Origin of the sequence: Streptomyces sp. R-07 (assembly GCF_049913175.1) — a bacterium.
GTDB lineage: Bacteria > Actinomycetota > Actinomycetes > Streptomycetales > Streptomycetaceae > Streptomyces.
Genome location: NZ_CP183978.1, coordinates 378319 through 403373, shown reverse-complemented (window position 1 = coordinate 403373; position 25055 = coordinate 378319). Strand labels below are relative to the sequence as shown.

At 72.0% G+C, this 25055-nt stretch carries 19 protein-coding genes; 10 read left to right on the top strand and 9 right to left on the bottom strand.

The features are described from left to right. Positions 1–14: 14 nt before the first annotated feature. Positions 15–971 (bottom strand): NmrA/HSCARG family protein, encoded by a 957-nt coding sequence (locus ACN9M0_RS02080; protein ID WP_426402998.1) that lies wholly within the window; start codon positions 969–971, stop codon positions 15–17. A gap of 165 nt (positions 972–1136) precedes the next feature. Here ACN9M0_RS02080 and ACN9M0_RS02075 point away from each other — a divergent pair, with 165 nt between their 5' ends. Continuing rightward, positions 1137–1829 carry an RraA family protein gene (locus tag ACN9M0_RS02075; protein WP_366038327.1) on the top strand — a complete coding sequence of 231 codons (693 nt, stop codon included), beginning with the start codon at positions 1137–1139 and terminating at the stop codon, positions 1827–1829. Between the two features lie 25 nt (positions 1830–1854). On the opposite strand, the gene ACN9M0_RS02070 is transcribed toward ACN9M0_RS02075, so the two are convergent. The 3 genes from ACN9M0_RS02070 to ACN9M0_RS02060 form a co-directional block, all read right to left on the bottom strand. Beyond that, positions 1855–2292, bottom strand: coding sequence for an OsmC family protein (locus ACN9M0_RS02070; RefSeq protein ID WP_030689015.1), 438 nt, complete (start codon positions 2290–2292; stop codon positions 1855–1857). Between the two features lie 19 nt (positions 2293–2311). Further along, complete coding sequence (locus tag ACN9M0_RS02065) at positions 2312–3136, bottom strand: type 1 glutamine amidotransferase (RefSeq protein ID WP_366038329.1); 825 nt, start codon at positions 3134–3136, stop codon at positions 2312–2314. A 532-nt stretch (positions 3137–3668) separates the two neighbouring features. Further along, complete coding sequence (locus ACN9M0_RS02060; RefSeq protein ID WP_366037814.1) at positions 3669–4322, bottom strand: class I SAM-dependent methyltransferase; 654 nt, start codon at positions 4320–4322, stop codon at positions 3669–3671. A 192-nt stretch (positions 4323–4514) separates the two neighbouring features. Here ACN9M0_RS02060 and ACN9M0_RS02055 point away from each other — a divergent pair, with 192 nt between their 5' ends. Next, entirely contained in the window at positions 4515–6893 is a 2379-nt protein-coding gene (locus ACN9M0_RS02055; RefSeq protein ID WP_426402997.1) for a molybdopterin cofactor-binding domain-containing protein, read from the top strand. Between the two features lie 14 nt (positions 6894–6907). Further along, a complete protein-coding gene (locus ACN9M0_RS02050) occupies positions 6908–7387 on the top strand; it encodes a (2Fe-2S)-binding protein (RefSeq protein ID WP_366037812.1) in 480 nt (159 codons plus the stop codon). Between the two features lie 201 nt (positions 7388–7588). Here ACN9M0_RS02050 and ACN9M0_RS02045 read toward each other — a convergent pair whose 3' ends face one another. Then, positions 7589–7957 carry a MerR family transcriptional regulator gene (locus ACN9M0_RS02045; RefSeq protein WP_366037811.1) on the bottom strand — a complete coding sequence of 123 codons (369 nt, stop codon included), beginning with the start codon at positions 7955–7957 and terminating at the stop codon, positions 7589–7591. Between the two features lie 63 nt (positions 7958–8020). Here ACN9M0_RS02045 and ACN9M0_RS02040 point away from each other — a divergent pair, with 63 nt between their 5' ends. Beyond that, the gene (locus ACN9M0_RS02040; protein WP_426402996.1) at positions 8021–9256 is read left to right on the top strand and encodes an MFS transporter; all 1236 of its coding nucleotides are present in this window, start codon (positions 8021–8023) and stop codon (positions 9254–9256) included. Between the two features lie 75 nt (positions 9257–9331). On the opposite strand, the gene ACN9M0_RS02035 is transcribed toward ACN9M0_RS02040, so the two are convergent. The 3 genes from ACN9M0_RS02035 to ACN9M0_RS02025 form a co-directional block, all read right to left on the bottom strand. Then, positions 9332–10159 (bottom strand): hypothetical protein, encoded by an 828-nt coding sequence (locus ACN9M0_RS02035; RefSeq protein ID WP_366037809.1) that lies wholly within the window; start codon positions 10157–10159, stop codon positions 9332–9334. Further along, positions 10159–11433, bottom strand: a complete 1275-nt coding sequence (locus tag ACN9M0_RS02030; protein ID WP_366037808.1) for a VWA domain-containing protein — start codon at positions 11431–11433, stop codon at positions 10159–10161. Before ACN9M0_RS02030 ends, ACN9M0_RS02035 begins: the two co-directional genes overlap by 1 nt. An 84-nt stretch (positions 11434–11517) precedes the next feature. Next, on the bottom strand, positions 11518–12054 hold the full coding sequence (locus tag ACN9M0_RS02025) for a hypothetical protein (protein WP_366037807.1): 537 nt from the start codon (positions 12052–12054) through the stop codon (positions 11518–11520). 267 nt (positions 12055–12321) lie between these two features. Here ACN9M0_RS02025 and ACN9M0_RS02020 point away from each other — a divergent pair, with 267 nt between their 5' ends. Then, positions 12322–13323, top strand: a complete 1002-nt coding sequence (locus ACN9M0_RS02020) for a pyridoxal-phosphate dependent enzyme (RefSeq protein WP_426402995.1) — start codon at positions 12322–12324, stop codon at positions 13321–13323. Positions 13324–13359: 36 nt separating this feature from the next. On the opposite strand, the gene ACN9M0_RS02015 is transcribed toward ACN9M0_RS02020, so the two are convergent. Then, positions 13360–14328, bottom strand: coding sequence for a helix-turn-helix transcriptional regulator (locus ACN9M0_RS02015; RefSeq protein WP_366037805.1), 969 nt, complete (start codon positions 14326–14328; stop codon positions 13360–13362). A gap of 527 nt (positions 14329–14855) precedes the next feature. On the opposite strand from ACN9M0_RS02015, the gene ACN9M0_RS02010 reads away from it, so the two are divergent. The 5 genes from ACN9M0_RS02010 to ACN9M0_RS01990 all read left to right on the top strand — a co-directional run bounded on the left by ACN9M0_RS02010 (position 14856) and on the right by ACN9M0_RS01990 (position 24632). Beyond that, on the top strand, positions 14856–15908 hold the full coding sequence (locus ACN9M0_RS02010) for a substrate-binding domain-containing protein (protein WP_399695282.1): 1053 nt from the start codon (positions 14856–14858) through the stop codon (positions 15906–15908). A 230-nt stretch (positions 15909–16138) separates the two neighbouring features. Beyond that, on the top strand, positions 16139–17719 hold the full coding sequence (locus tag ACN9M0_RS02005) for a sugar ABC transporter ATP-binding protein (RefSeq protein ID WP_426402994.1): 1581 nt from the start codon (positions 16139–16141) through the stop codon (positions 17717–17719). After that, a complete protein-coding gene (locus ACN9M0_RS02000; protein ID WP_366037802.1) occupies positions 17716–18756 on the top strand; it encodes an ABC transporter permease in 1041 nt (346 codons plus the stop codon). Before ACN9M0_RS02005 ends, ACN9M0_RS02000 begins: the two co-directional genes overlap by 4 nt. A gap of 48 nt (positions 18757–18804) precedes the next feature. Beyond that, positions 18805–22140: a glycoside hydrolase family 2 TIM barrel-domain containing protein gene (locus ACN9M0_RS01995; RefSeq protein WP_426402993.1), complete on the top strand. Its 3336-nt coding sequence runs from the start codon at positions 18805–18807 to the stop codon at positions 22138–22140. A gap of 89 nt (positions 22141–22229) precedes the next feature. After that, positions 22230–24632 (top strand): ricin-type beta-trefoil lectin domain protein, encoded by a 2403-nt coding sequence (locus tag ACN9M0_RS01990; RefSeq protein ID WP_366037800.1) that lies wholly within the window; start codon positions 22230–22232, stop codon positions 24630–24632. Positions 24633–25055: the final 423 nt, after the last annotated feature.

Sequence of the window (25055 nt, the reverse complement as noted above, 5' to 3'; positions counted from 1 at the left end):
CCGCACCGGGCGGATCAGGGCCAGACGGTGCGCAGGCGCTCGTGGTGGGCCGCGAGCCAGGTGGCGAAGGACTGCAGTGCGGGGTTGAGCTCGCGCACCGCGTCGAGATCGCGGGCGGCGGTGACCCGCTGCTCGCAGTCGGCGTAGTACTGGAACATGTTCCCCGTCTCGTCGGCCCCGGGGAATCCCTGCGCCCGGAACTCGTCCGGCGTCAGCGGCCGGTACCGGACCGGTTCGCCGAGGACCTCGCTGATCGCGGCCGCCATGTCGGCGACCTTGAGGTGCTCTCCGGCGATGCTCACCGTGGCCCCGATCAGGTCCGTACCGCGCCGGAGGACGGCCAGCGCGGTCCTGCCGATGTCCGCGACGGCGATGCCGGAGAGCCGGCGTTCACCCATCGGGAAGACCAGCTGGAGAGCACCGTCCTCGCCGCGCTGGGGAGCGAAGGGGCCGAACAGGTTCTCCCAGTAGAAGGTGGTGCGCAGGTAGGTCGTCGGGACGCCTTCCTCGGTGAAGTACCGGTCGGCCTCGGCCTTGCCGTCGAAGTGGGGCACCTTGTAGCTGCCCTGGAGCGTGGGCATCCGGTCGTCGTCGAGCGGGATGCACGCGCGCGTGTCCTCCAGGGTGGACCAGATCGCGTGCTGGACGCCCGCGTGGGAGGCGGCCCTGGCCAGTGCCAGCGCCTGGGTCTTCTCCCGTTCGGCGGACATGTGCTCCCAGAAGGGGGTGACCAGGTAGGCGGCGTAGGCGTGCTCGAAGGCCGGGGCGAGGCTGGGAGGGTCGTCCATGTCGGCCTGGACGATGTCGGTGACGCCGATGCGCCCCAGCTCCTGGGCGGCCTCACCTTCGGGGTGGCGGGTGACGGCGCGTACCGCGAATTCCCGGTCCTCTTCGGCCAGGACGGCCCGCACGAGTGAGCCTCCCTGGCTGCCGGTCGCCCCGATCACCGTGATGATCTTCTTTTCGGTCATGATTCGTCTCGCCTCGCAGCCCGGCGCCACGCTTCACTGGTGGGCGCCTGCCCGGAGGGCCCGCACTCATGCGTCCGCACCGCGCCCCCGGACGCCGGGACACGTCACATAGCATCGCGCTCAGCTCAGCCCACCGCACCCGCCACGGACGGATCGGAACGCCAGATGCTCAAGGAATTCGCCGACCTCTCCACGCCGCTGATCGCCGACGCCTGTGTACGGCTCGGGGAGCCGTTGCGCGCCGCGCCCGCCGGGATCCTGCCCGTCGTCGCCGGGCAGCGCGTCGCCGGCCGGGTGCTGCCCGCCCGCCACTACGGGAGCGTCGACGTCTTCCTGGAGGCCTTCACCCACGCCGCACCCGGGGACGTCCTCGTCATCGACAACGAGGGCCGCCGCGACGAGGCCTGCGTCGGCGACCTCGCCGTCCTGGAGGCCGAGGCGGCGGGCGTCGCCGGGCTCGTCGTCTGGGGACTGCACCGGGACACCCCGGACCTCGTCGAGATCGGACTGCCCGTCTTCTCGTACGGACGCCACGCGCCCGGCCCCGTACGCCTCGACGACCGCGACCCCGACGCGCTGACCACCGCGCGGTTCGGCGACCACGAGGTGACCGCCGCCGACGTGGTGTTCGGAGACGACGACGGCGTGCTCTTCGTGGCGGCCGACCGCGCGGACGCCGTCCTCGAAGCCGCCCGCGCCCTCTTCCGCACCGAGCGGGAACAGGCCCGCCGGATCAGGGCGGGGGAGACCCTGCGCACGCAGACCCGGTTCGACGAGTACCTCGCGCGCCGCGCCGAGGACCCCTCGTACAGCTTCCGCCGGCACCTGCGCCGGATCGGCGGCGCGATCGAGGAGTGACACCGCCGCCCCGCGGGGCGGGGGTTCAGCCCTCGAAGCCGACCGTGCCGTCCGGCAGGATCGCCTCCACGCGCGCGCCGTGCTCCACGGTCCGGCTCACCGTGCAGAACTTCTCGTGCGTCAGGCGCACCCCACGCGCGAACACCTCCGCCGCCTTCGGGTTGTTGTCCGGCAGGTCGAACTCGTAGCTCACCCGGATCCGGCCCACCCGGCCGTCGTCCTCGGGCCCCGACACCGACTCCACGACGATCCGCAGGTCGTCGTGGTCCACGGCCCGGGCCGTCCGGTCGACGACGAGACCGCCACAGCCGCCCATCGCCGCGAGCAGCAACTCGACCGGCGTGAACGAGGGCTGCGCGTCCGCGTCGTCGGCGGCGGCCATCCGGACCTCCGCGCCCCGGTCGTTTCGGGCGGTCCAGTTCCGGTATCCGGTGCGGACGGTCTCGATCCGGTAGTCGGCCATGGCGGTGAGGCTCCTTCGTTCACGTGCGTGTGCTCGTACGGTACGCGTCGGGCACGGCGGGAGCCGGGTCGCGGACGCCCCGCGCGTCCGCGTGGGCGCGGACGACCGTGCCCCACGCCTCGGACACCGCTCCCCAGAGCGCGCGGAGCTCCGGCTCGGCCTCCCGCACCGACGCCACCGCGGCATCGGGATCGCCGCCCGCCGAGCGCAGCTGCGCCTCGTCCCCGGCCGCCCACGCCGCGACCGTGTCCGCGCCCGCCTCGGGGTGGAACTGCACCGCCCAGCACGCGCTCCCGACCCGGAAGGCCTGGTACGGGCAGTCGTCGCCGGTCAGCACCGGCACGGCACCGGCCGGCAGGCGGTCGACCTCGTCCCAGTGCCACTGCGCCGCCGGGGCACCGTCCGGCACCCCGCCGAACACCGGGTCGCCCGCGGCGGCCGGCAGCCTGCGCAGCGGCACGGCACCCACCTCGGGCCCCTGGCCCCGCAGCGACACCGAACCGCCCAGGGAGTGGGCGACGATCTGGCCGCCCAGACATATCCCGAGCAGCGGCACCTCCCCGGCCACGGCCTCGCGGACGAGCGCGCGGACCGCGGGCAGCCACGGCGCGGCCTCGTCGTCCTCGCAGTTGACGGCGCCGCCGAGGACCAGCAGCCCCGCGTGGCCGCCCAGGGTCCCCGGGAGCGCCTCGCCCCGCCAGGCGCGGATCACGTCGAGGCGGAGCCCCGTCCGTACGAGGTGCTCACCGACCAGACCGGGACCGGCGTCCTCCTCGTGCTGCACGACGAGGACGGCCGGCCCGCCCTGCTCCGCCGCCCCGGACCCGCTCGTCTCCGTCGTCACGGTCGCCCGCCTCCAGTCCGCCCCGGGAACGCCCGGACGCGTTCGCTCCCCCGAGGATCTCCGAAGAGGAGCCCGCGCGGGAGCCCTTGAGGGGCCGCTGCGTGATCACAACTGAGTAGCGCGGTACGGGCAGCTGAGTACGCCGACCGATACGGCGGCCGCCGCCCGCTGATGGACTGAGGCCATGACCTTCGACGCCCGGCGCACCCGCCGCCTCCAGCACGTCACCGCCACCGGCACGGCCCTCGCGGTGGCCCTCGGCCCGCTGGTCCTCGGCGCGCTGCTCGCCAAGTCGGTCGGCGGGGACCCGATGGCGTCCGTCAACGCCCTGATCGCGGGCGGCGGCCAGCGCGCCCGCATCTCCCGCGCCCAACTCCGCTCGGGCGCCCGACTCCGGCCCCGAGCCGGGCTCCGCCCCGGCGCCCGCCTGCGGAGCCGTACCGCGGCCGCGCGACAGGGCACGGCCGCGCGACCCGGCCGGGGCGTACGACCCGCGCCGGCCGCGCGATCCGGCTCGTCCGCACGCCCCGGCTCAGTCGCGCGGCCTGCGCGCCAGGAGGAAGGCCTGCGGCGTCTTCTCCCCGGGATCCGGCTCCCGTACCAGACGGGCCGACTCGACCAGCCCCGCCGCGGCCAGCAGGCCCGCGAGACGGTCGGGTGACCACCGGTACACGTCGAGGGCCACCTCGTGCCCGTACGCCCGCTCCAGACGTACCCGCTCGTCACCCACCTTGAAGGCGACCAGCGCGTACCCGCCCGGCGCGAGGACCCGGTGGAACTCAGCGAAGCAGGCGGCGAGTTCGTCCTCCGGCATGTGCACCGTCGAGTACCAGGAGAGGACTCCGCCGAGGGACGCGGCGGGCAGGTCGAGCGCCGTCATGGACCCCACCTCGAAGCGCAGCCCCGGGTAGGCCTCGCGGGCGACCGCGATCATCCCCGGCGACAGGTCCACACCGAAGGTCTCGGCGCCGAGGTCCCGCAGGTGGGAGGTCACCCGGCCCGTCCCGCACCCGAGGTCGCCCACGGTGCGGGGCCCGCCCGCCGCCTCCACCTTCTCCACGAAGCCGGCGATCACCGCCCGGTCCAGGGGCGTCGTCGCCAAGTGGTCGGCGAGCAGCCGCTCGTAGTCGACGGCGACGGTGTCGTAGGAGCGGCGGGTGGCGGTGACGTGCGGGGCTTCGGTCATGCCGGCACCCTACGACGGCGGCCGCGTCACCCTGTCCGCGTCACTCCGTGCGGGTCACGGAGCCGCCTCACGGTGTCCCCCCAAGACGTCCACGCCGAACGGCTCCCGGAGCTCCCGTACATGAGCGATGATCGTCGCCTCTGAGGATACTCGGCAGTAGCACGCCGGGGTCATGGCGAAAGGGCACACCGAATGGCGAGGCGGCACCCCGCGCGGGACGACCACCACACGAGCGGCACCGGGGACGGAAGCCCCGCCGGCGGGAGCGAACCCGGCATCGGACGACGCCGGTTCCTCGGGTACGTGCTCGCCGCGCCCACCCTCACCGTCGCCGCGCAGCTCGGCGCCGAGGCCCTCGCGCCGCGCCAGGCCGCCGCGGCACCGGCCCTCATCCCCTCGCTGCCGGGGCCGGCCGAACTCCTCGACCTCAACGAGCTGCTCACGCTCGCGGCCCTGCCCACCAGCAACCTCATCACCATCCGCATCGACACCGACGGCACGGCCCACTTCGCCCTGCCCCGCGCCGAGGTCGGCCAGGGCGTCACCACCTCCAGCGCCATGATCGTCGCGGAGGAGCTCGACCTGCCCCTGGACAAGGTGGAGGTCACCCTCGCCGACGCCCGCCCCGAGCTGCTCTTCAACCAGCTGACCGGCGGCTCCAACACCACCTACTCCACCTACACCCCCATCCGGGTCGCCGCCGCCCTCGCCCGGGGCAGGCTGCTCCACGCCGCCTCCCTCGTCCTCGGCGAGGCCGTCGACACCCTCACCACGAAGGCCGGCGTCGTGGTCTCCCCGGCCGGCGCGCTCCTCGGCTACGGAGAACTGGCCGTGAAGGCCTCCGCCGTCACCGACGCGGCGGTCGAGGTCACGCTCAAGGACTCGGACAGCTTCCGTGTCATCGGTACCAGGCAGCGCAGGGTGGACGCCCTCGAAGCGGTCACCGGGCGCAAGAAGTTCGCCATGGACCTCCAGGTCCCGGACGCGCTGCCCACCATGGTCTGCCGGCCGCCCACCATCAACGGCACGGTCCGCTCCGTGGCCAACCTCGCCGAGGTCCGGGCCATGCCCGGCATCACCGACGTCGTCACCGTCTCCACCGGCGTCGCCGTCCGCGGCCGCACCTTCGGCCAGTGCGTCGACGCCGTCCGCGCCCTCCGCGTCGACTGGGGACCCGGCACGGCCGAGGGCGCCTCCGACGCCACGGTCCTGGAGAAGCTCCGCCGGGCCGAACTCCCGCTGGTGGTCCCGCCGCTGCCGCTCCTCACCAAGGCCGTCGACGCCCGCTTCACCTTCCACTTCGCCAGCAACGCCGCCCTGGAGACCAACTGCGCGATCGCCGACGTGCGCGAGGACTCCGCGGAGATCTGGGCCTCGCTCAAGGCCCCGATCGTCGCCCAGGAGCAGATCGCCCTCAAGCTCGGCCTGCCCCCCACCGCCGTCCGCGTCCATGTCACCGAGGGCGGCGGCTCCTTCGGCCGCAAGCTGTTCTCCGACGCCGCCCACGAGGCCGCCGAGATCTCGAAGGCCCTCGGCAAGCCGGTGAAGCTGATGTGGCACCGTACCGACGACTTCCGCCAGGGCCGTACGCACCCGATGTCCACCTCACGCGTGCGGGCCACGTACTCGCTCGGCGAGGTCCTCACGTACGAGCAGCGCCACACCTCGGTGGCCACCGACTTCGGGCACGGCGTCGGCGAGGTCCTCACGGCGGAGGCGGCCCGGCTGCCCGTCGCCGACGCCACCTTCTCCGAGACGATGTTCCAGCTCACCCAGATCAGCCCGTACCACCTCGGCGTCACGACCCAGCTCCTCGCCGAGACCGACAAGGGCTTCAACACCGGCTCCATGCGGAACATCTACTCGCCCAACGTCCGCTGCGCCCAGGAACTCGTCATGGACGAACTGGCCCGGAAGACGGGCCAGGACGGGTACGCGATGCGGCGCCGGCTCCTCAAGGACGCGCGGGCCCGCGCCGTGCTCGACAAGGTCGCCGAGGTGGGGGAGTGGGGCCGGAGCATGCCGGCCGGCACGGGCCAGGGCATCGCCGTCCACACCGAGTACCACTCCGCCGTCGCGATCCTCGCCGAGATCGACTGCCGGCCCGAGACCACCGGACGGAAGATCCCGGGCGCGTACACGGGACCGCGCGTGACCAAGGTGGTCTGCGCCGTCGACGTCGGCCTCGCGGTGAACCCGCGCGGTCTGGAGGCCCAGATGATGGGCGGCATCGCCGACGGCATCGCCATCACCCTGACGTCCGGACTCCACCTGAGCGACGGGCACTTCCTCGAAGGCAGCTGGGACCAGTACTTCTACACCCGGCAGTGGAACACCCCGCCCGAGCTGGAGATCATCGTGATGCCCCCGAGCGGCGACAAGCCGGGCGGCGCGGGCGAGCTGGCGGTCGCCGGCGCCATGGCCGCCGTCGCCTGTGCCTACGGCCGGGCGACCGGCACGATGCCGACGGTCTTCCCCGTCAACCACGCCGAGCCGCTCGCCTTCACGCCCCTGCCGACCGTCCCGCCCGTCCCGGCCTCGCCGACCGACGGCCGCGACCGCGCCATCTGAGACCTGGAGCCCCCGTGCCGCAGCACACCTTCATCCTGAACGGCAAGGCCGTCACCGCCGACGTCGAGGGCGACGTCCGGCTCCTCTGGGTCCTCCGCGACGTCCTCGGCGTCACCGGCCCCAAGTACGGCTGCGGGGTCGGCGTCTGCCGGGCCTGCACGAGCCACCTCAACGGCAAGGCGATCACCCCCTGCGCCGTACCCGTCGACGCCCTCGCGCCGACCGACGAGATCACCACCATCGAGGGACTCCCGGACACCGTCGGCGCCGAACTCCACCCCATGCAGGAGGCCTGGCTCGACCTCGACGTCGCCCAGTGCGGCTTCTGCCAGCCGGGCCAGATCATGGCCGCCGTGGCCACCGTCCGCAAGGCGCGCGAGGCCGGGCGCGAGGTCACCGAGGCCGACCTCGACACCATCCGCAACATCTGCCGGTGCGGCACCTACCACCGCATCCGGCAGGCCGTCCTGGAGGGCGCCCGCCGGATGGAGTGAGACGGGTTCGCGCCACGAAGGCATTCTTCCCGTGAGCAGCCGGCCGGCCTGCTGGTCCGGGTCGTCCAGGACTGCGACGTGCCGGTCGTCCTCGTCGACCCGGCCTGAGGGGGGGGCGACTGGAGCAGGGCCGGCGTGGTCTCCAGTTCCTTACGGCAGCCGCGCGGCACGGCGCGGTCGCGGTCACGAAGCGGGTACGGGCTACGCCGTCAACTTCTCCCGTACCGCGTCGAGGTACTCCGCCACCGCGTCCCGGTTCCGGGTCAGGCAGCGGATCCGGTCGGTCATCCGGTCCCGCTCGTTCTCCAGGGTCTCCAGCATCTCCGGGGTCGCGTCGGGGAAGTGGATCGTCCTGGGTTTGTTCAGGCACGGCAGGATCTGCTTGATGATCCGGGTCGGCAGGCCGGCGTCGAGAAGCCCCCGGATCTGCATCACCCGGTCCACGTTCGACTCGTCGTAGGAGCGGTAGCCGTTCGGCAGCCGGTCCGCGACGATGAGAGCCTGCTCCTCGTAGTAGCGCAGCAGCCTGCGCGGTGTTCCGGTCCGCTCCGACAGCTCGCCGATCCGCATGGGAAGCCCCCTCCAGGGAATCGCTTGACCTTCACATCAATGTGAGGGTTCGAGCATACGGACATGACCCACGACACGACAGTGGCGGCCGGTCCCGCCACCTCCGCGCCCGCCCACCGCCATCACCCCGAACCCCGCCCCGAATCGGGCAGGTTGCCTCTGCCCGCGCTCCTCGCCCTCGCCACCGCCGTCTTCGTCACCAGCCTCACCGAGACCCTCCCCGCCGGAGTCCTGCCCGGCATGAGCGCCGACCTCGGCGTCGGCGAGGCCGCCATGGGACAGTCGGTCACCGGCTACGCCCTCGGGACGGCCCTCACCGCCGTACCCCTGGCCGCCCGCACCGCCGGCTGGCGCCGCAAGCGGCTGCTGCTCACCTCGATGACCGGCTTCGCCGCCGCCAACACGGTCACGGCGGTCTCCTCCTCGTACGCCCTCACCATGGGCGCCCGGTTCCTCGCCGGGGTCGCCGCCGGCGTCGCCTGGGCCCTGCTCGCCGGGTATGCCCGCCGCCTCGCCCCGGCCCACCTCCAGGGCCGCGCCGTGGCCGTCGCGATGACCGGCATCCCGCTGGCGCTCTCCCTCGGCGTCCCGGCCGGCACCTTCCTCGGCGACGCCGTCGGCTGGCGCGCCGCCTTCACGGCCATGACCGTGATCGCCGTCGTACTCCTCGGCTGGATCGCGCTCGCCGTCCCGGACCTGCCGGGCGAGCCGACCGGCGGTCGCGCCCCCGTCGCCCGCACCCTGAAGGTCCCCGGCGTCCTCCCCGTCCTCGCCGTCACCTTCACCCTCGTCCTGGCCCACACCGTCCTCTACACGTACGTCGCCGCCTACCTGGACCACCTCGGCCTCGGCGGCTCCACCGGTCTCGTCCTGCTGGTCTTCGGCGCCGCCTCGCTCGCCGGGATCTGGTTCACGGGCCGTCACATCGACCGCAGGCTGCGGGCCCTGACCCTCGCCGGAGCGATCCTCTTCGCCGTCGCCGCAGCCGTGTTCGCCGTCCCCGCCGCGAGCACCGCCCTGGTCCTCGTGGGCGCCGCGCTGTGGGGCTTCGGCTGGGGCGGCGCGCCCACCCTCCTGCAGACGGCCGTCGCCGAGGCGGGCGGGGACGACGCCGACACGGCGCAGACGATGCTGGTCAGCCTCTGGAACGCGGCCATGGCGGCGGGCGGTGTCGCGGGCGGTCTCCTCCTCGACGGGCTCGGCGCGGGCGCCCTGCCGTGGAGCGTCCTGGTCCTGCTCGTCCCGGTGGTCGCCGTCGTGACCGGTGCCCGCGCCCACGGCTTCCCGGCGCGCGGGTGAAGCCCGCCTGTCCCACCCGGACGCACCGAGGCCCCCACCGCGCGCGGTGGGGGCCTCCGTGTCTTCCGGGCCGGATCAGACGGCCGGCGGTACCCGCGACGGGCGGCCCGTGCCGCGCGTCAGGACGTAGCCGCCGATGCCCGCGAGCGCGGCCAGGACGCCGCCCACCAGGGTCCAGATCCAGCGGTCGGACCACCAGCCGGAGGACCAGCCGTCCTCCGGGGCCGCCGCCTCGACGGCCGTCTTCCGGCCGGCGTCCTCGTCGGCCTTCGCCTGGTCGGCGGTGGTCGCCCCCGGGACGAGCGGCGCGGCGAGCGAGCCGTCCGTGGCGTAGGCGCCGCCCTTGTCGAGGACGTCGGCCCCGATCCGGGCGGTGAACGGCTGGCCGAGGTCCTCGTCCGGGAGGCCGGTGACGGTCAGCCGGACGTAGTAGCTGCCGGGCAGCGGGTCGTTCGCCCAGGCGTCGGCCGAGGCCCGGACCGGGCGCAGCACACAGGCCAGCTCCACGGTCGGTTCCTCCTTCGCCGCCGTACGGGACTGCATCCCGTACATGCAAGGCTGGCGCCTCCGCAGCCCGTCGTACACGTCGACCCGCCAGGTGGCGGGCCCGTGCCGCAGGGCCGCGTCGGGAAGCGTGACGGTGGCCTTCACGGTCGGCCGCTCCCCGGTGTCCGCCGGGAAGACCCAGTACAGGTAGTCACCCGTGGCGGCCTGCGCCGTGGCCTGCTGCCCCGGGAGGAAGCGGGCGGCGGTACGGAAGGTGGTGCCGGCCTCGGTGGGGCCGGCCTCCTCGGAGGGGGAGGCCGAGGCGCTGGGCGAGTCGGCCAGGGCGGCCGGGGCCGCGAGGCCGAGCAGGGCCGCGCCCGCGAGCGCGGCCGTGGCGAGCATGCGTACGGTACGCATCAGTGGGTCCTCCAGACAGCGAAGCGCCAGCGGGACAGCCAGCCCCAGAGCAGGCCGGCCAGGAAGCCGGCGAGCACCAGCGTGCCGAGCAGCCACCAGCCGCGGCCGAGACCGAACGAGGCGACGTCCGACGCGGTCGAGGGGCCGTCGACGACGTCCACCGTCAGCTCGACCGGCATGCCCGGCGTCGTCTTGACCGACGGGGGAGCGGAGAAGGAATTGCTGACCTGGAGGCAGACCGTCTCGGCCGCCGGCTTCGCGTCGCCGGGACCGTCGTCGGCCTCCGGCTTCGGGTAGCGCAGTCCGGTCGAGATCACGTCCGTGCGCCCGTCGCCCGCCTCGGAGCCGCGGACCATCTCACGGCCGTGGAGCGTGACGGCGCGGAGCAGCACTCCGTAGTCGTTGTTGACGGCGCGGTCGGCCGACACGCTGACGGAGGCGCGCAGTTCCTGGCCGGGGAGCAGGTCCACCCGGTACCAGCGGTGCTCGCCGAAGGACTCGCGGTCCGTGTACAGGCCGGGCTTCAGCTGCGGCGCCTTGTCGCACCGTACCGCGCCCTGGGTGGCGACGGGGGTGACGACCGGGTCGGCCGCGCGGTCGACCAACTGCTTGACGCGGTGGGAGAGTTCCTCGGTGCGGTGGACCGAGGTGTAGGTGCCTCCGGTGGCCTCAGCGATACAGGTGAGCTGCTGGCGGGTCTTGGCGTCCGGCACCAGGCCCAGGGTGTCGATGACGAGGTGGATGCCCTTGGCCGCGATCTCCCGGGCCACCTGGCACGGGTCGAGCGGGGCGCAGGTGTCCTCGCCGTCCGTGATGAGCACGATCCGCTTGGTCGCCCCGTCCTCGCCGAGGTCGTCCGCGGCGCCGAGCAGCGCCGGACCGATCGGGGTCCAGCCCGTCGGGGCCAGGGTGGCCACCGCGGTCTTGGCCTCGGTCCGGTCGAGCGGGCCGACCGGGTAGAGCTGCCGGGTGTCCTTGCAGCCCTGCTTGCGGTCCTGGCCCGGGTAGTCGGCGCCCAGGGTGCGGATGCCGAGCCGCACCTCCTCGGGCACCGCGTCGAGGACCTCGTTGAAGGCCTGCTTGGCCGCCGCCATGCGGGACTTGCCGTCGATGTCCTTGGCCCGCATGGAGCCGCTGACGTCGAGGACCAGCTCGACCTTGGGGGATTCCTTCGCCACCGGCTCGTCGGCGGCCGCGCTCGTCGGCAGGAGCACGGCGCTCAGGGCGGCGAGCAGCGCGCAGGCCCCGGTCGCCAGCCGTTTTCTCGTGATCATCGCCGGATCGTATTGATGATCGTGCGACAAACCAAAACGGGGGTGGTGGCCGGGGCCTGAGAAGCGGTCAGGAGGTGGGGGCCGTCAGGGCTGGCTGTTGAGGAAGCCGATGAGACAGGCGCCCCACCAGCCGGTCTGGCTGACGGTCGCGGCCAGGCCCGAGAAGGCCAGCAGCCGGCGCGGGACGGTGCCGGAGCGGTGGGCCGCCAGGAGCTGGCCGAGCCGGTGCGCCCAGAGGCCGTTGAGGGTGACGGCGACGACGAGCCCCAGCTTGACCAGGGTCAGCGGGGAGTGGAGGTCGGGGCGGAGGAAGAGCCCGGAGACGACGAGCCCGCCGAGGCCGGTCCAGATCGGCGTCTGGAGCGCGACGGCCGTGTCGAGGACACCGGCGAGAGGCCGCTTCCCGGTGAGCCAGAGCACGGCGAACCAGTCGACGGCGAGGACCGCGCCGAGCCCGACGACGAGGAACCCGACGTGCGCGAAGCGGGCGACCGTCAGCAGGGAGGCGTCCGCGTGGACGTGTCCGGCGGTCCAGCAGGCTGCCGCGATACAGGCGGTGGCGGCGAGCCCGAGGGCGGTGAGGAGCCAGGAAGGGGTGAGCTCCTGCGCGGTTCTGGACATGCTCTGATCTTCCGGACGTATGGACGGCATAAGTTAGGTAAGGCGAAGCTAAGTCCCGCCCGTGCGCACGTCAAGCCGGTGTGGTGCACGTCCCACCCCTCGATGGCCACCCGTGCCAGCCGCGTCCGCCGTTCGGACGCGAGGTGAAGGGCTACGACGGCCCGCCTGGCCGCCCCGGAGGTCCCGGGTCCTGATCTCGGCCGTGGCGTCTCCACGAGGCTTGCCGGAGGTGGAGACGTCGTCGAGCGGGTGCTCTACTGTGCCCCCATGCCAAGCCGTCCCATGCTCCACCGGAACTGGCCGGTCCTCGCCGATTCACTGCCGTACCTTCCGCTGGGAGACGGGCCGACACCGGTGCGCCTCCTGGACGAGCTCGGCTTCCGGTCCCCGGTCTGGCTGAAGGACGAGAGTGGCTACGGCAGCGGTGGCTGGGGCGGGAACAAGGTCCGCAAGCTGGAGTGGCTCCTGCCCCAGGCGCGGCGCCGGGGTTCCCGGACCATCCTCACCGTCGGCGGGCTCGGTACGAACTGGGGCCTGGCGGCCGCGCTCTACGCTCGCGAGCAGGGCCTCGACGTCGCTCTCGCGCTGATCGACCATCCGGTCGACGCGCATGTCCGGGCGCAGCTCCAGCGGCTGCGCGCCTCCGGCGCCGTGCTGCACTTTCCGCGGACCAAGACCCGGCTGGTCCTCTCGTTGCCCTGGCTGGTCGCCCGGCACACACACGGCTTCACGCCCCCGTACGTGCTCCCGGCCGGCGGGTCCTCGCCGCTGGGGACGCTGGGGTACGTCGAGTGCGGGCTCGAGCTGGCCGATCAAGTGGCGCGGGGGCTGCTGCCCGAGCCCGGCTGGATCGTGGCGGCGGTCGGATCGGGCGGTACGGCCGCCGGTCTGGCCCTCGGCCTGAGGCTTGCCGGCCTGCGGACGCGGGTGAGGGGAATCGTCGTCAACGACACCCTCCGCCTGGACAGTGCGGCGCTCGCGGGACTGGCGGGGAAGTCCGAGGCACTTCTGCGGGCGCGCGGGGCGGACCTCCCGCAGGCCGGGCTCGGCCCTGCCGACGTCGTCACGGAGCGCGGCTGGCTCGGCGCCGGTTACGCCCACCCGACCGCGCCCGGAGCGCGTGCGCTGCAGCGAGCGGCGTCCGAGGCCGGTCTGGAGCTGGAGTCGACGTACACGGCCAAGGCGCTCGCGGCGCTCATCGCCCTCGACGCGTCGGGGCGCTTCGGTGGCGAGCCGGTGGTGTTCCTCAACACCTTCGGTCCCAGGTAGTAGCGGGACGGGGGGCTATCGCGGGGGATCCTGTCCTCAGAGCCAGCCGTGACGGCTCGCCTGGACGCCGAGCTGGAAGCGGGTCCGTGCGCCCAGCAGCTCCTGGAGGCGGGTGATGCGGCGGCCCACGGTCCGTTCGCTGACGCCGAGTTCGCGGGCGATCGACTCGTCGGTGAGGCCGGCGCTGAGACAGGTGAGGAGCTGACGGGTCTCGGCCGTGGGGGGCGCACCGGTGTCGTCCGCCGTGTCGAGGGCGTTGGGCAGCGGGACGGCGATCTGCCAGTACGACTCGAAGACGCCGATCAACGCCTCCAGGAGGTCCGATCGCCGCACGACGATGTGGTGACGGCGATCCCAGTCGCCCGCCGGGGGACACACGAGGGCGAAGCGGTCGTCGCAGATGCCCATGTTCAGAGGGACGCCGGTGAAGACACGAGCCTGCTCGCCGAGGTCCATGGAGTTCTGAACGGCCTCCCGGGCGGTCCTGTCGTGCAGGACCTGGGACCCGTAGACGACCGAGGTCCTGACACCGCGTGACAGTGCCTCCCCGCAGCCCGGGGCCATCATGTTGGGGCGTGCCGACCGGCCGCTGTAGCCGATCGTCAGGGCGCGGATCTGTTCTGTGGCCTCGTCGTACAAGCGTCTGCCGATCGCGGTGCGGCCCGCCTCCGTGCGGACGATCTCGATGTAGCCGGCGCTCTCCGCGTGGTGGTCGTGCCAGAACCGGGTCAGCTCCTCGACACCGTCGCGCAGCGTGGCGAGTTCCCTGCTCCGGCTCTCCACCAGGGCGTCGAGCGCGGCGCGCGGCGGGTTGGCCACGTGGCCCGCGTCGTCCGGGGCCACCAGGCCGAGGGAGGTGAGTTCACCGATCGCCGCGGTCATGGCGTGCGGGGTCACGTGCAGGACATCCGCGAGCTCGGCCGCCGTCGTCGGGCCACGCTCGACGAGGGAGAGGTAGACGTCCTCGGCGGTCGCACTGGCGCCAATTCCTTGAAGTGAATACACATTCGAACTATTGCATGGCCGGCACGAGGGTCGTCGGGGTCCTCATGGGCGGGGTCTGTCCTCTTTCCGCCATGCCGGAATCCGACACCACGAGCTCTTCACGCGTGCGCAGGTCCCTCGCACACTCTGCGTACGGCATGACCGACCGACCGCGCCTCATCCCGGAGGAACATTCCGGCACATGAGGCTTCCGGGTGCGTTGTCGTGCGAATCCGGGCGCCCGCGTCCCCGCGTGGGTTCCTTCGTGCTGCCCGGGTCCGGGAGCAGGTGTGTCGCTGATCATGAACTCCGCCTGGAATTCGGCCTGTTGGGTGCACGCATGTTGACTCTTGAGTTGTTGTGTTCAACCATGTGCGAAGTTGATTCGCCGACGGAAGAGTGCCGCCGGTGAGGCGGGCGTCGCCTCCCGGACTCGGAAAGCGCGTGCAGGGATGACACGAGCCTTTTGAATTCGCGTGAGTTCGGCGAAGTGTCGCCGGTCGCACGCCGTCGTGTGTTTCTCGAGCCGTCTCTCAAGGAGTAATTCCATGTCCACTCATCGCAGCCGCCGACGTGCCGCAGCCGTCGCTCTGGGAACGGTCGTCACCCTGGCGCTCGGCGCGTGTTCCAGTGGCCAGGACACCGTGAAGCCGGGTGGCGACGACACGGCGAAGGTCGAGGGAAAGATCTCCCTGACGTATCTGCAGAAGCAGGGCGACCAGGAGTACTTCATCGGTGAGGCCGCGGGGGCCGAGGCGAAGGCCCAGGAGCTCGGCATCGACCTGAGAGTGGTCAACCTGGGCAACGACGCCAACAAGACGATCAGCGAGGTGCAGTCCGCCATCGCACAGAAGACGAACGGCCTGATCGTCGTCGTCCCGGATCCCGCCGTCGGCCCCCAGCTCGTCCAGACGGCCAAGGACGGCAAGGTCGCGCTGCTCACCTCCGACGACCAGATCTGCACCACCGGCCCGGATCCTGCCGCCTGCGCTCCCGACGCCCTGGTGCCTCGCATCGGGTTCAGCGGTGCCCAGATGGGTGGCGAGGTCGGCAAGCGTGCCGCCGAGGAGTTCAAGAAGGCCGGCTGGAGCGCCACTGACACGCGGACCGTTTCCGCCTGGAAGCAGGACGTCACGGTCTGCACCGATCGGGTGAAGGCGGCCGAGAAGGCCTTCCGGGACGGCGCGGGCGCGGACGTGAAGAACATCGCGGTCCCGACCGACAATACGCCGACCGGCGCTCAGGACAAGATCGCGGCAACGGTCACCGCCAACCCCGGCGTCAAGCACTGGATCGTGTGGGGCTGCAACGACGAGAACGTCCAGGGCGGTGTCACCGCACTGGAGAACGCCGGTTTCAAGGCCTCCGACGTCATCGGCGTCGGCCTCGGCGCCTACCTGGCCTGCAAGAACTGGAGCTCGGGCAAGCCGTCCGGGATGAAGGCCGCCCTCTTCATCAACGGCGCCGACGTCGGCGCCCTGGCCGTCCAGACCATGTACGACAAGCTCAAGAGCGGCAAGGACCTCCCGAAGGAGGCCTTCGCGCCGACCAAGATGGTCGACGCCGCCAACTGGAAGTCCTCCGGGGTCACGTGCAGCTGACCAGGCGCCTCACACCGGCCGGCTGATCCGACCGACCGGCTGATCTGACGCTCCTTGTCCGCCCGGCGTGGCGCTGCTCCGTGACCGCCACGCCGGCCTGCCGGCAGTCACCGCCACCGCCACTGACGTCGCAGCCCGGGCACCGCCACCGCGGCGCGCCCCGACCGGTGCGGCGCCCTCACCCCCGTTGCCACCGCCGAAGCCGACCGCTTCCAGCCTGCGAGGCCCCCATGAACGAACCCGGCGCCGCATCACCGGAGCCCACACCACCCTCCACCGACCGCCCCGGCGCGGTGATCACCGTCGAGAACGTCGTCAAGCGGTTCGGGGCCGTCCAGGCGCTCGGCGGCATCACGCTCGACTTTCCCGCAGGGCAGGTCACCGCGCTGATGGGGGAGAACGGTGCGGGCAAGTCGACCCTGCTCAAGATCCTCACCGGCGACCACCAGCCCACCGAGGGCCGTGTCCTCCTCGACGGCCAGCCGGTCGCGTTCGCCGCCCCTCAGGACGCCATGAGGGCCGGCATCCGGATCATTCCGCAGGAACCGGAGATCATCCCGCACGTCTCGGTGGCGGAGAACGTCTACGCGGGCTCCCTGCCCCGTAAGCGCGGACGCGTCCTGGACCGTGCGGAACTCCGTCGCCGCGTCTCGGCCGACCTCACCCGTCTGGGCTTCGACAAGGTCATCGACCCCGGCGCACTCGGCTCCGAACTCACCGCCGCACAACGCCAGTTGGTCGAGATCCTGCGCGCGCTGACCGGCGAGGCCAAGATCATCGCCTTCGACGAACCCACCTCCTCGCTGTCCGAGCACGAGGTGGAGGCGCTGTTCGCGCTCATCGGCCGCCTCCGCGCCCGAGGCATCGCCGTCATCTACGTCTCGCACCGGATGAAGGAGATCTTCCGGCTCGCCGACCGGGTCGCCGTGCTGCGCGACGGTGCGGTGGCCGGTGTGCTGGACGCCACGGCGACGAACGAGGAGGAGGTCGTCCGGCTCATGGTGGGCCGCGACCTCTCCTCGCTCTTCGTCCGCCAGGACGTCGCACGGGACGAGGTCGTCCTCGAACTCCACGACGTCACCACCGACGACGTGACCGGCGTCGACCTTCGGATCCGGGCCGGCGAGGTCGTGGCCCTCGCCGGACTCATCGGCGCCGGACGCTCGGAACTGGCCGGCGCGATCGCCGGAGACCTCCCGATCCGCTCCGGCAGCATCAGCATGAACGGCCGCCGCCTCTCCCTGCGCGGCCCGAAGGACGCCATCAAGGCCGGTATCGGGCTCGCCCCTGAGGAACGCAAGGCCCAGGCGCTGTTCCTCCAGCGTTCCGTCCGGGACAACACCTCACTCGTCAGCCTCGAAGGACTGCGCCGCCTCCGGTTCGTGAGAAGGCGTCAGGAGCGGGCCGTCGCCCAGGAATACACCGACCGGCTCCGGGTCCGCACGCCCTCCATCGAGCACGAGACCGGCAAACTCTCCGGTGGCAACCAGCAGAAGGTGGTCCTCGCCCGCTGGTTGGCCGGCGCGCCCCGGCTGCTGATCCTCGACGAGCCCACCCGCGGCATCGACATCGGAGCCAAGGCCGAGATCTACCAGATCATCGCGGACCTCGCCCGCAGCGGCGTCGCCCTGCTGGTGATCTCCTCCGAACTCCCTGAAGTGCTCGGCCTCGCGGACCGCATCGCCGTCATGCAGAACGGCCGGATCACCGGCGAACTGAGCCGGGCCGAAGCCACCGAGGAGGCCATCCTCGGCCTCGCTATGGCCGACGACCTCACCACCCCCGCCATCGCCCCTGGAGCAGTCCGATGACCGACACCACCGTCTCCCGTACGCCGGACCGGACGGAGGACGCTCCGGCGCCGGCCCTGTCCGGCCGCCGGTTCCGGATCGCCGCGGTCGGCGGACAGAACCTCAGCCTGACCGGTGCCCTCGTCGTGGTGCTCGCGCTGTTCGGGTCGCTCAACGACAACTACCTCAGCTGGTCGAACATGCAGGTCATCGGTGAGGCCGCGACCCTCGTCGGACTCCTCGCCGTCGTCCAGACCGTCGTCATCATCTGCGGCGCGCTGGACATCTCCGTCGGCTCCCAGGCCGGACTCGCCTCCGTCGTCAGCGCCATGGCGTTCACCTCCACGGGCTCCAGCGCCGTCGTCGGCATCGCCGCGGCCCTCGGCATCGGAGCCCTCGCCGGCGTGCTGAACGGCGTGATCATCGTCTACGGGCGGGTCAACCCGACCATCGCGACGCTCGCCGGGCTCGCCGCGTACAAGGGCATCGCCCAGCTCGTCTCGGACGGCCGCGCACAGGGCTACGTCCTCAACGACAGCGTCTTCGTCTTCCTCGGCCGTGGGAAGATCGCCGGACTGCCGGTGATGATCTGGATCCTGGCCGTCGTCGCGCTCGCGGTGCACGTCCTCCTCACGTACACGGACATCGGCCGCAACCTCTACGCCATCGGCGGCAACGACACCGCGGCCCGCCTCGCCGGCATCTCCCTCAACAAGTACCTCATCGCCGCCTACTCCCTCTGCGGCGTGGTGGCGGCCGTCGCCGGCGTCCTGCTCACCGCACGCACCGGATCGGGACAGCCCGTGTCCGGCAGCGAGGGCCTGGAACTCAAGGCCATCACCGCCGCCGCACTGGGCGGTTGCGCACTCAAGGGCGGCAAGGGCGGCATCGGCGGCACCCTCCTCGCGGTCGCCCTGCTCGGCGCCCTCGAGAACGGGCTCACCGTCCAGGGCATCAACACCTTCTGGCAGAACGTCGCCCAGGGCGCGCTGCTCGTCATCGCCGTCGCCATCCAGCAGCGCCGCAACAAGGAACGCCGCATCGGCCTCCCCACCTGAGGAGCCCGCGAACCGGCAGGAACACTCCGTCTCACAAGGAGCAGAGATTTGACGCGCAGACGTACCTTCCTCATGGCCGGAACCGCCGTCGTGGCGGGGGTGGTGGCCGGCCCGCTGGGCTCCGGGACAGCGACGGCCGTCCCCGGGACCGTCGGCGGAGCGGGAGCGGGGACCCCGGCCGGCACCCTGCCGCAGCCCACGGTCACCCTGACGCCCGTGCCGGACACCGTCGCGGGGGTGCGCGAGCCGGTGCTGAGCCTCAACGGCAGCTGGTCGATCGCCGTCGAACCGCCCGCGGAGTTCTGGCGCGACGACGTCGACTCCTCGGGCTGGCCGCGGATCGAGGTGCCCGGAGAGCCCGCCATGCAGGGCGTGGACGTGCCGCAGGACAAGGAGTTCGCGTACCGGACCAAGGTCCCGGTGCCCGCCGACTTCGCCGGGCAGCGGATCGTCCTGCGTTTCGACGGGGTGTACAGCGACGCCCGCCTCTGGATCAACGGTGTTCACGTCCGGGACCACCGCGGCGGGTTCACCAGCTGGCAGGCGGACATCACCGACCACGTCACCCCGGGGACGGACGCCTGGGTCACCGTGGGCGTCACCGACCGCTGGCAGGACCTGTCGTACGAGACCTTCTACGCTCGCCACCGCATCGGCGGCATCCTCGGCGACGTACGGCTGATCGCCGTGCCGGCCGGACACCTGACGAGCGTCCACGTGTCGACGACCTTCGACACGCGCTACCGCGACGCGGTGCTGGGGCTCCGGCTGACGCCGGCGGGCGGCGGCACACTGCCGGTACGGCTTGTCCTGAGGAACCCGACGGGGGCCGAGGTGCTCAGCCGCTCCCTCACCCTCGACGGGGCGACGCACGTCGACCTCGAGGTCGCCGCCCCGCTCAAATGGGACGCCGAACACCCGAACCTCTACACCTTGGAGCTGACGGCGGGGCCCGAAGGCGCCGGGTCCACCGTGACGCGCAAGGTGGGCTTCCGCCAGATCAGGGTCGACGGCAAGCGACTCCTCGTCAACGGCCGCGAGGTGAAGCTCCGCGGCGTCGCCCACCACCAGGTCAGCCCGACCATGGGCCGGGGGGCCACCGGGCGGTGGGACGAGCAGGACGTGCGCCTGTTCAAGGAGGCCAACGTCAACCTCATCCGCACCTCCCACTACCCGCCCACCGAGGCCCTCCTGGACGCCGCCGACCGGTACGGGATGTACGTGGAGGAGGAGACCGCGGTCTGCTGGGTGAACCAGCAGGGCCACGACAACCTCCTCGACGACCCGGCGTTCAAGCAGGACTGGCTCGGCCAGCTCGCCGAGATGGTGGAGCGGGACCGCGACCACGCCTGCGTCCTCATCTGGTCCATGGGCAACGAGAACATCGGCTGGGGCGCCAACCCACAGGCCCAGTGGGACTACCTGAAGGCCGCCGACCCCTCGCGGCCCGCCGTCTACAGCCACGCCGAGACGTACTCCACCGGCGCGAACTATGACATCTTCACGGCCCACTACCCCGACGTGAAGGGCCAGTTGGGCGGCGAGACGGCCAAGCCGTCGCTCTACGACGAGTACGCCCACCTGCCCGCGTACAACGTCGACGACCTCAAGAACGACCCGGGCGTCCGCACCTTCTGGGGCGAGACGATCTCCCGGTTCTGGCCCAAGGTCCACGACACCTACGGAGTCGCCGGCGGCGCGATCTGGGGCGGCGTCGACGAGGTGTTCCCGCTCCCCGGAGAGGTCTCCGGCACCGCCGAATGGGGCCTCGTCGACATCTGGCGGCGGCAGAAGCCGGAGTACTGGCTGGCGAAGAAGGCGTACTCGCCCGTCCGGGTGCCCGACGCGCCGCTGCTCGGGCAGAAGGCCCGTACCCCCCTCACCGTGCCGGTCTCCAACTGGTTCGACTTCACCGATCTCTCCGAACTGACCGTCCGGTGGCGGGTGGGCGACGCCCAGGGCACGATGCCCGGCATCGACCTCAAGCCGGGAGCGAGCGGCAAGCTCAGCATCCCGTACCGCTCCTGGACCGAGGGCGAGGTGCTCAAGCTCGACTTCGTCGACGACCGGGACCGGCTGGTCGACTCCTATGCCCTGCCGATCGGTCCCGTGGCCGCACCGGCACTGCCCCGCCCGGCCGGCCCGGCGCCCGCCATAGAGGAGAGCGACACCGGCATCACGCTGACCGGCGCCGGCTTCTCCGTCGCCTTCAGCAAGACGACCGGCCTGATCACCCGGGCCGAGTACGGCGGCACGGCCGTGCTCACCGACGGCCCGCACTTGCACGTCCGAGGCGGATCGGTGCCGGCATGGACGTTCGGCTCGATCAGCGCGCGCCGGACGGACGCGAGCACCACCGTCGTCACGATCTCGGGCAGCCATGGCGCGAGCCCTGTCGTCTTCGACGTCACGGTCGACGGAACCGGACTGCTCACCACGACGTACACCATCGCCAAGGCACTGTCCGAGCAGCCAGGAAGCGGCTACAAGGAACTCGGCGTGCGCTTCGGCGCCCCCGACGCGGCCGACCGCATCGACTGGCGCGCCGGCTCGCTGTGGTCGGTGTACCCGGACGACCACATCGGCCGCCCCGTGGGCACCGCGCTCGCGGTGCCGCAGCACGCGGGATCCGTCTACCGCGAGCGGCCCGGATGGAGCTGGTCGCAGGACACGCACTCGTACTTCCTCTACGGGAAGGACGACGCCGGCCGGGAGAGCAACGACTTCCGCGCCCTGCGCTCCGCCGTCCACACCTACGCGCTGACCCGCCCGGACGGCACCGGCGTGCGCGTCGAGTCCGACGGGAGCGTCGCGGCCCGGGTCGACCGGACCCCGCCCCGGTGGATCGACGACAGCGACCCGAGCATCACGTACCAGGGCGCATGGACGCACGCGCGTGGCGAGGGGTGGACGCACGACGACTTCGGGGACACCGAGTCCTTCTCGTTCACCGCGGGTGACTGGTGCGAGTTCACCTTCGCCGGCACCGGCGTCGAGTGGCTCGGAGGCCACGGCCCCAACCTCGGTCTGATCGACGTGTTCGTCGACGGCCGACTCGACGTCACCGTCGACCAGTACGCGCCCGCCAAGCAGTACCAGCAGGTCGTCTACCGCAGGACCGGCCTCGGCGAGGGGCAGCACACCATCCGCCTGGTCGTCACCGGAGGGAAGAACCCCTCCTCGTCCGGCATCCTTCCGCTCGTGGACGCCTTCCGACCCCTGTCGGCCACCGCGGCGACGCGGGCTCTGTTCGTCGACACGCAGTGGAACTATCCGGACTTCGGCTACGGCGGCGGTGACTACTACAGGCCGGCGGTGCGGGTCACCGACGGTACGACAGGGACGGTGTCGCTGCGGCTGGGCACGTTCGCGACGACCACCTGACGTGCGGGGCCGAAGGGCCCCCTTCCTCTTCCCCGCAGGTCTTTCGGCGCCAGGAGTCCTCCAGGCGCCGCCATCCAGAAGGAGTCCACATGACCCGGGCACCCGTGCGCGTTCGCCGCACGCTCGCCGCGTTGCTGGGCCTGTCGCTGGGCGTGCTCAGCGGCCTGGTCGCTCCCACCGCCGCGCAGGCCGCGCCCCCGCCCCCGCCCGCGTCCACGACGTCGATCACGGTCAACGGAACCAAGCCGGGGCTGACCTTCGACGGCGTCGGCGCGATCTCCGGCGGCGGCGGAAACTCCCGCCTCCTGGCCGACTACCCGGAGCCGCAGCGGAGCGAGTTGCTCGACTACCTCTACAAGCCCGGCTACGGCGCTTCCCTCCAGCTGCTGAAGCTGGAGATAGGCGGCGACACCAACTCCACGGACGGCGCCGAACCCAGCCACATGCACACGGCCGGCACCGTCGACTGCGACCAGGGCTACGAGTGGTGGATGGCCGAGCAGGCCAAGGCCCGCAACCCCGGCATCAAACTGGCCGCGCTGTCCTGGGGCGCCCCCGGCTGGATCGGCGGTGGCAACTTCTGGTCCCAGGACACCATCGACTACCTGATGTCCTGGATGGACTGCGCAGACCGGCACGGCCTGACGATCGACTACCTCGGCGGCTGGAACGAGCGCGGATACGACAAGACCTGGTACCGCAACCTCAAGGCCTCGCTGACCGCACGGGGCTACGGTGCCACCAAGATCGTGGCCGCGGACAGCGACTGGGGCGTGGCCGACGCCATGGCCCAGGACCAGGCCTTCAAGGACGCCGTCGACGTCGTCGGCGTGCACTACCCGTGCGGCTACCTCGGCGCCTACACCGACTGCCCCAGCACCACGACCGCCCAGCGTCTGGGCAAGCCGCTGTGGGCCAGCGAGAACGGTTCCCAGGACGCCCACACCGGCGCTGCCGCCGTGGCGCGGTCGATCAACCGCGGTTACCTCGACGGAAAGATGACCGCCTACTTCAACTGGCCGGTGATCGCGGCCCTCTACCCGAACCTCTTCTTCTCCACCGACGGCATGTCCGTCGCCAACCAGCCCTGGTCCGGTAACTACAGCATCGGCAAGACCACATGGGTGACCGCGCACACCACGCAGTTCACCCGGCCGGGCTGGCGCTACATCGACTCGGCGGGCGGCTACCTGGGCGGCAAGCGCGCCAACGGCAGTTTCGTGACGCTGAAGTCGACGAACGGCACCGACTACAGCACGGTCATCGAGACGATGGACGCCACCGCCCTCCAGACCGCCTCCTTCTCCGTCACCGGAGGCCTGTCCACCGGCCTGGTCCACGTCTGGGACACCGACGTCAGGTCGGACGACTCCTCGCGCTGGTTCGTCCGGCAGCAGGACGTCATCCCGAGCGGCGGAAAGTACACACTCACCCTTCAGCCCGGCCACGTCTACACCGTGACCACCACGACCGGCCAGGGCAGGGGCACCGCGACCGCGCCGGCCCGCCGGGCGCTCGACCTGCCGTACGCCGACGGCTTCGAGACCCCCGCCACCACCACCTCGCCGAAGTACTTCACCGACATGAACGGCGCCTTCCAGACCGTCTCCTGCGGCGCCGGCCGACCGGGCACCTGCCTGCGGCAGATGGCCCCCACGTCGCCGATCCGGTGGACCGACGAGCCGTACAACGCCCCGTACACGATCATGGGCGACGGCACATGGAGCAACTACACCGTCAAGGTCGACACCCTCTTCGAGCAGTCGGGAAGCGTCGAACTCCTCGGCCGCGTCAACCAGCAGGGCAGGAACAACAACGGCCTGAACGCCTATCACCTGCGGGTCAGCGACACCGGAGCCTGGTCCATCGACAAGAGCGACACCCACTGGAACTTCACGACCCTGGCCGGCGGCACCACGGGTGCGCTCGGCACCGGCAGCTGGCACACCGTCGCCTTCACTCTTGAGGGCTCGACCCTCACCGCGGCGGTGGACGGCGTGGTTCTCGGCAGCGCCACCGACTTCGGCTACACCAACGGCCAGGCCGGTCTCGGCGTCACCGGCTACCGCACCGACCAGTTCGACGACTTCGCCCTGACCCCGGGCACGGTCACGACCCACCAGGGCCCGGTCACCTCCGGTCTGACCGGCAAGTGCGCCGAGGCCTCCGGCGACGCCGGCGGCACTCCGGTACGGCTCTGGGACTGCGACGGCGGCAGCACACAGGCGTGGACCTGGTCGAACGGCACCCTCACCCACCACGGAAAGTGCGTGGACGTCGCGGGGCAGGGCACCACCGACGGCACGGCGGTGATCCTGTGGGACTGCACGGGCGGAGCGAACCAGCAGTGGGAGCCGCAGCCCGACGGCAGCCTGAAGGGCATCCAGTCGGGGCGCTGCCTCGACGTCCCGGGAGGCTCGACCGCCAATGGCACCGAGCTGGTGATCTGGGAGTGCGACGGCGGAGCCGACCAGCGGTGGACGCTCCCCTAGAGTCCTGAGTCGGGGATGCGTCGTGGGCATGGTGTGAGCCGTCCTGGACCGGAGATCCCGCCGGTGGTGCTGTCCGACGCCGAGCGGGCGATGTTCCAGTCGGGGGTGCGTCGTCGTTCGAGTGCCCAGTCGCCGGCACTGCGGTCGCGGATCGTCCGGTTCGAGGACGGCGAGCGCGGCCGGGGCGACGGTACTCACCGCCGCCCCGGCCAGGCTCATGGCTTCGCTCCCAGGAGATAGCGGAAGGACCGGCTCGCCCATGCCGGCGTCTCGGCAGCAGCGAGGGGTACGGCACGGCTCCTCCTTGGCGGCGCCCGTCCCTGCCGTGCGGCAGGGACGGGCGTACTGATCCTCCGTGACACATCGAACGCTTCGGCGTGGCACCGGACGGTGGCTGTTCCAGAACCACGACGGGGGCGACTT

What these genes read in the sequence shown, in the direction of transcription:
- ACN9M0_RS02070 (WP_030689015.1), bottom strand. Translation starts at nt 2,292, where the DNA reads ATGGCCGACTACCGGATCGAGACCGTCCGCACCGGATACCGGAACTGG.
- ACN9M0_RS02005 (WP_426402994.1), top strand. Translation starts at nt 16,139, where the DNA reads ATGAACGAACCCGGCGCCGCATCACCGGAGCCCACACCACCCTCCACC.
- ACN9M0_RS02020 (WP_426402995.1), top strand. Translation starts at nt 12,322, where the DNA reads ATGCCAAGCCGTCCCATGCTCCACCGGAACTGGCCGGTCCTCGCCGAT.
- ACN9M0_RS02030 (WP_366037808.1), bottom strand. Translation starts at nt 11,433, where the DNA reads ATGATCACGAGAAAACGGCTGGCGACCGGGGCCTGCGCGCTGCTCGCC.
- ACN9M0_RS01990 (WP_366037800.1), top strand. Translation starts at nt 22,230, where the DNA reads ATGACCCGGGCACCCGTGCGCGTTCGCCGCACGCTCGCCGCGTTGCTG.
- ACN9M0_RS02010 (WP_399695282.1), top strand. Translation starts at nt 14,856, where the DNA reads ATGTCCACTCATCGCAGCCGCCGACGTGCCGCAGCCGTCGCTCTGGGA.
- ACN9M0_RS02040 (WP_426402996.1), top strand. Translation starts at nt 8,021, where the DNA reads ATGACCCACGACACGACAGTGGCGGCCGGTCCCGCCACCTCCGCGCCC.
- ACN9M0_RS02045 (WP_366037811.1), bottom strand. Translation starts at nt 7,957, where the DNA reads ATGCGGATCGGCGAGCTGTCGGAGCGGACCGGAACACCGCGCAGGCTG.
- ACN9M0_RS02025 (WP_366037807.1), bottom strand. Translation starts at nt 12,054, where the DNA reads ATGTCCAGAACCGCGCAGGAGCTCACCCCTTCCTGGCTCCTCACCGCC.
- ACN9M0_RS02035 (WP_366037809.1), bottom strand. Translation starts at nt 10,159, where the DNA reads ATGCGTACCGTACGCATGCTCGCCACGGCCGCGCTCGCGGGCGCGGCC.
- ACN9M0_RS02075 (WP_366038327.1), top strand. Translation starts at nt 1,137, where the DNA reads ATGCTCAAGGAATTCGCCGACCTCTCCACGCCGCTGATCGCCGACGCC.
- ACN9M0_RS02000 (WP_366037802.1), top strand. Translation starts at nt 17,716, where the DNA reads ATGACCGACACCACCGTCTCCCGTACGCCGGACCGGACGGAGGACGCT.
- ACN9M0_RS02060 (WP_366037814.1), bottom strand. Translation starts at nt 4,322, where the DNA reads ATGACCGAAGCCCCGCACGTCACCGCCACCCGCCGCTCCTACGACACC.
- ACN9M0_RS02055 (WP_426402997.1), top strand. Translation starts at nt 4,515, where the DNA reads ATGGCGAGGCGGCACCCCGCGCGGGACGACCACCACACGAGCGGCACC.
- ACN9M0_RS02080 (WP_426402998.1), bottom strand. Translation starts at nt 971, where the DNA reads ATGACCGAAAAGAAGATCATCACGGTGATCGGGGCGACCGGCAGCCAG.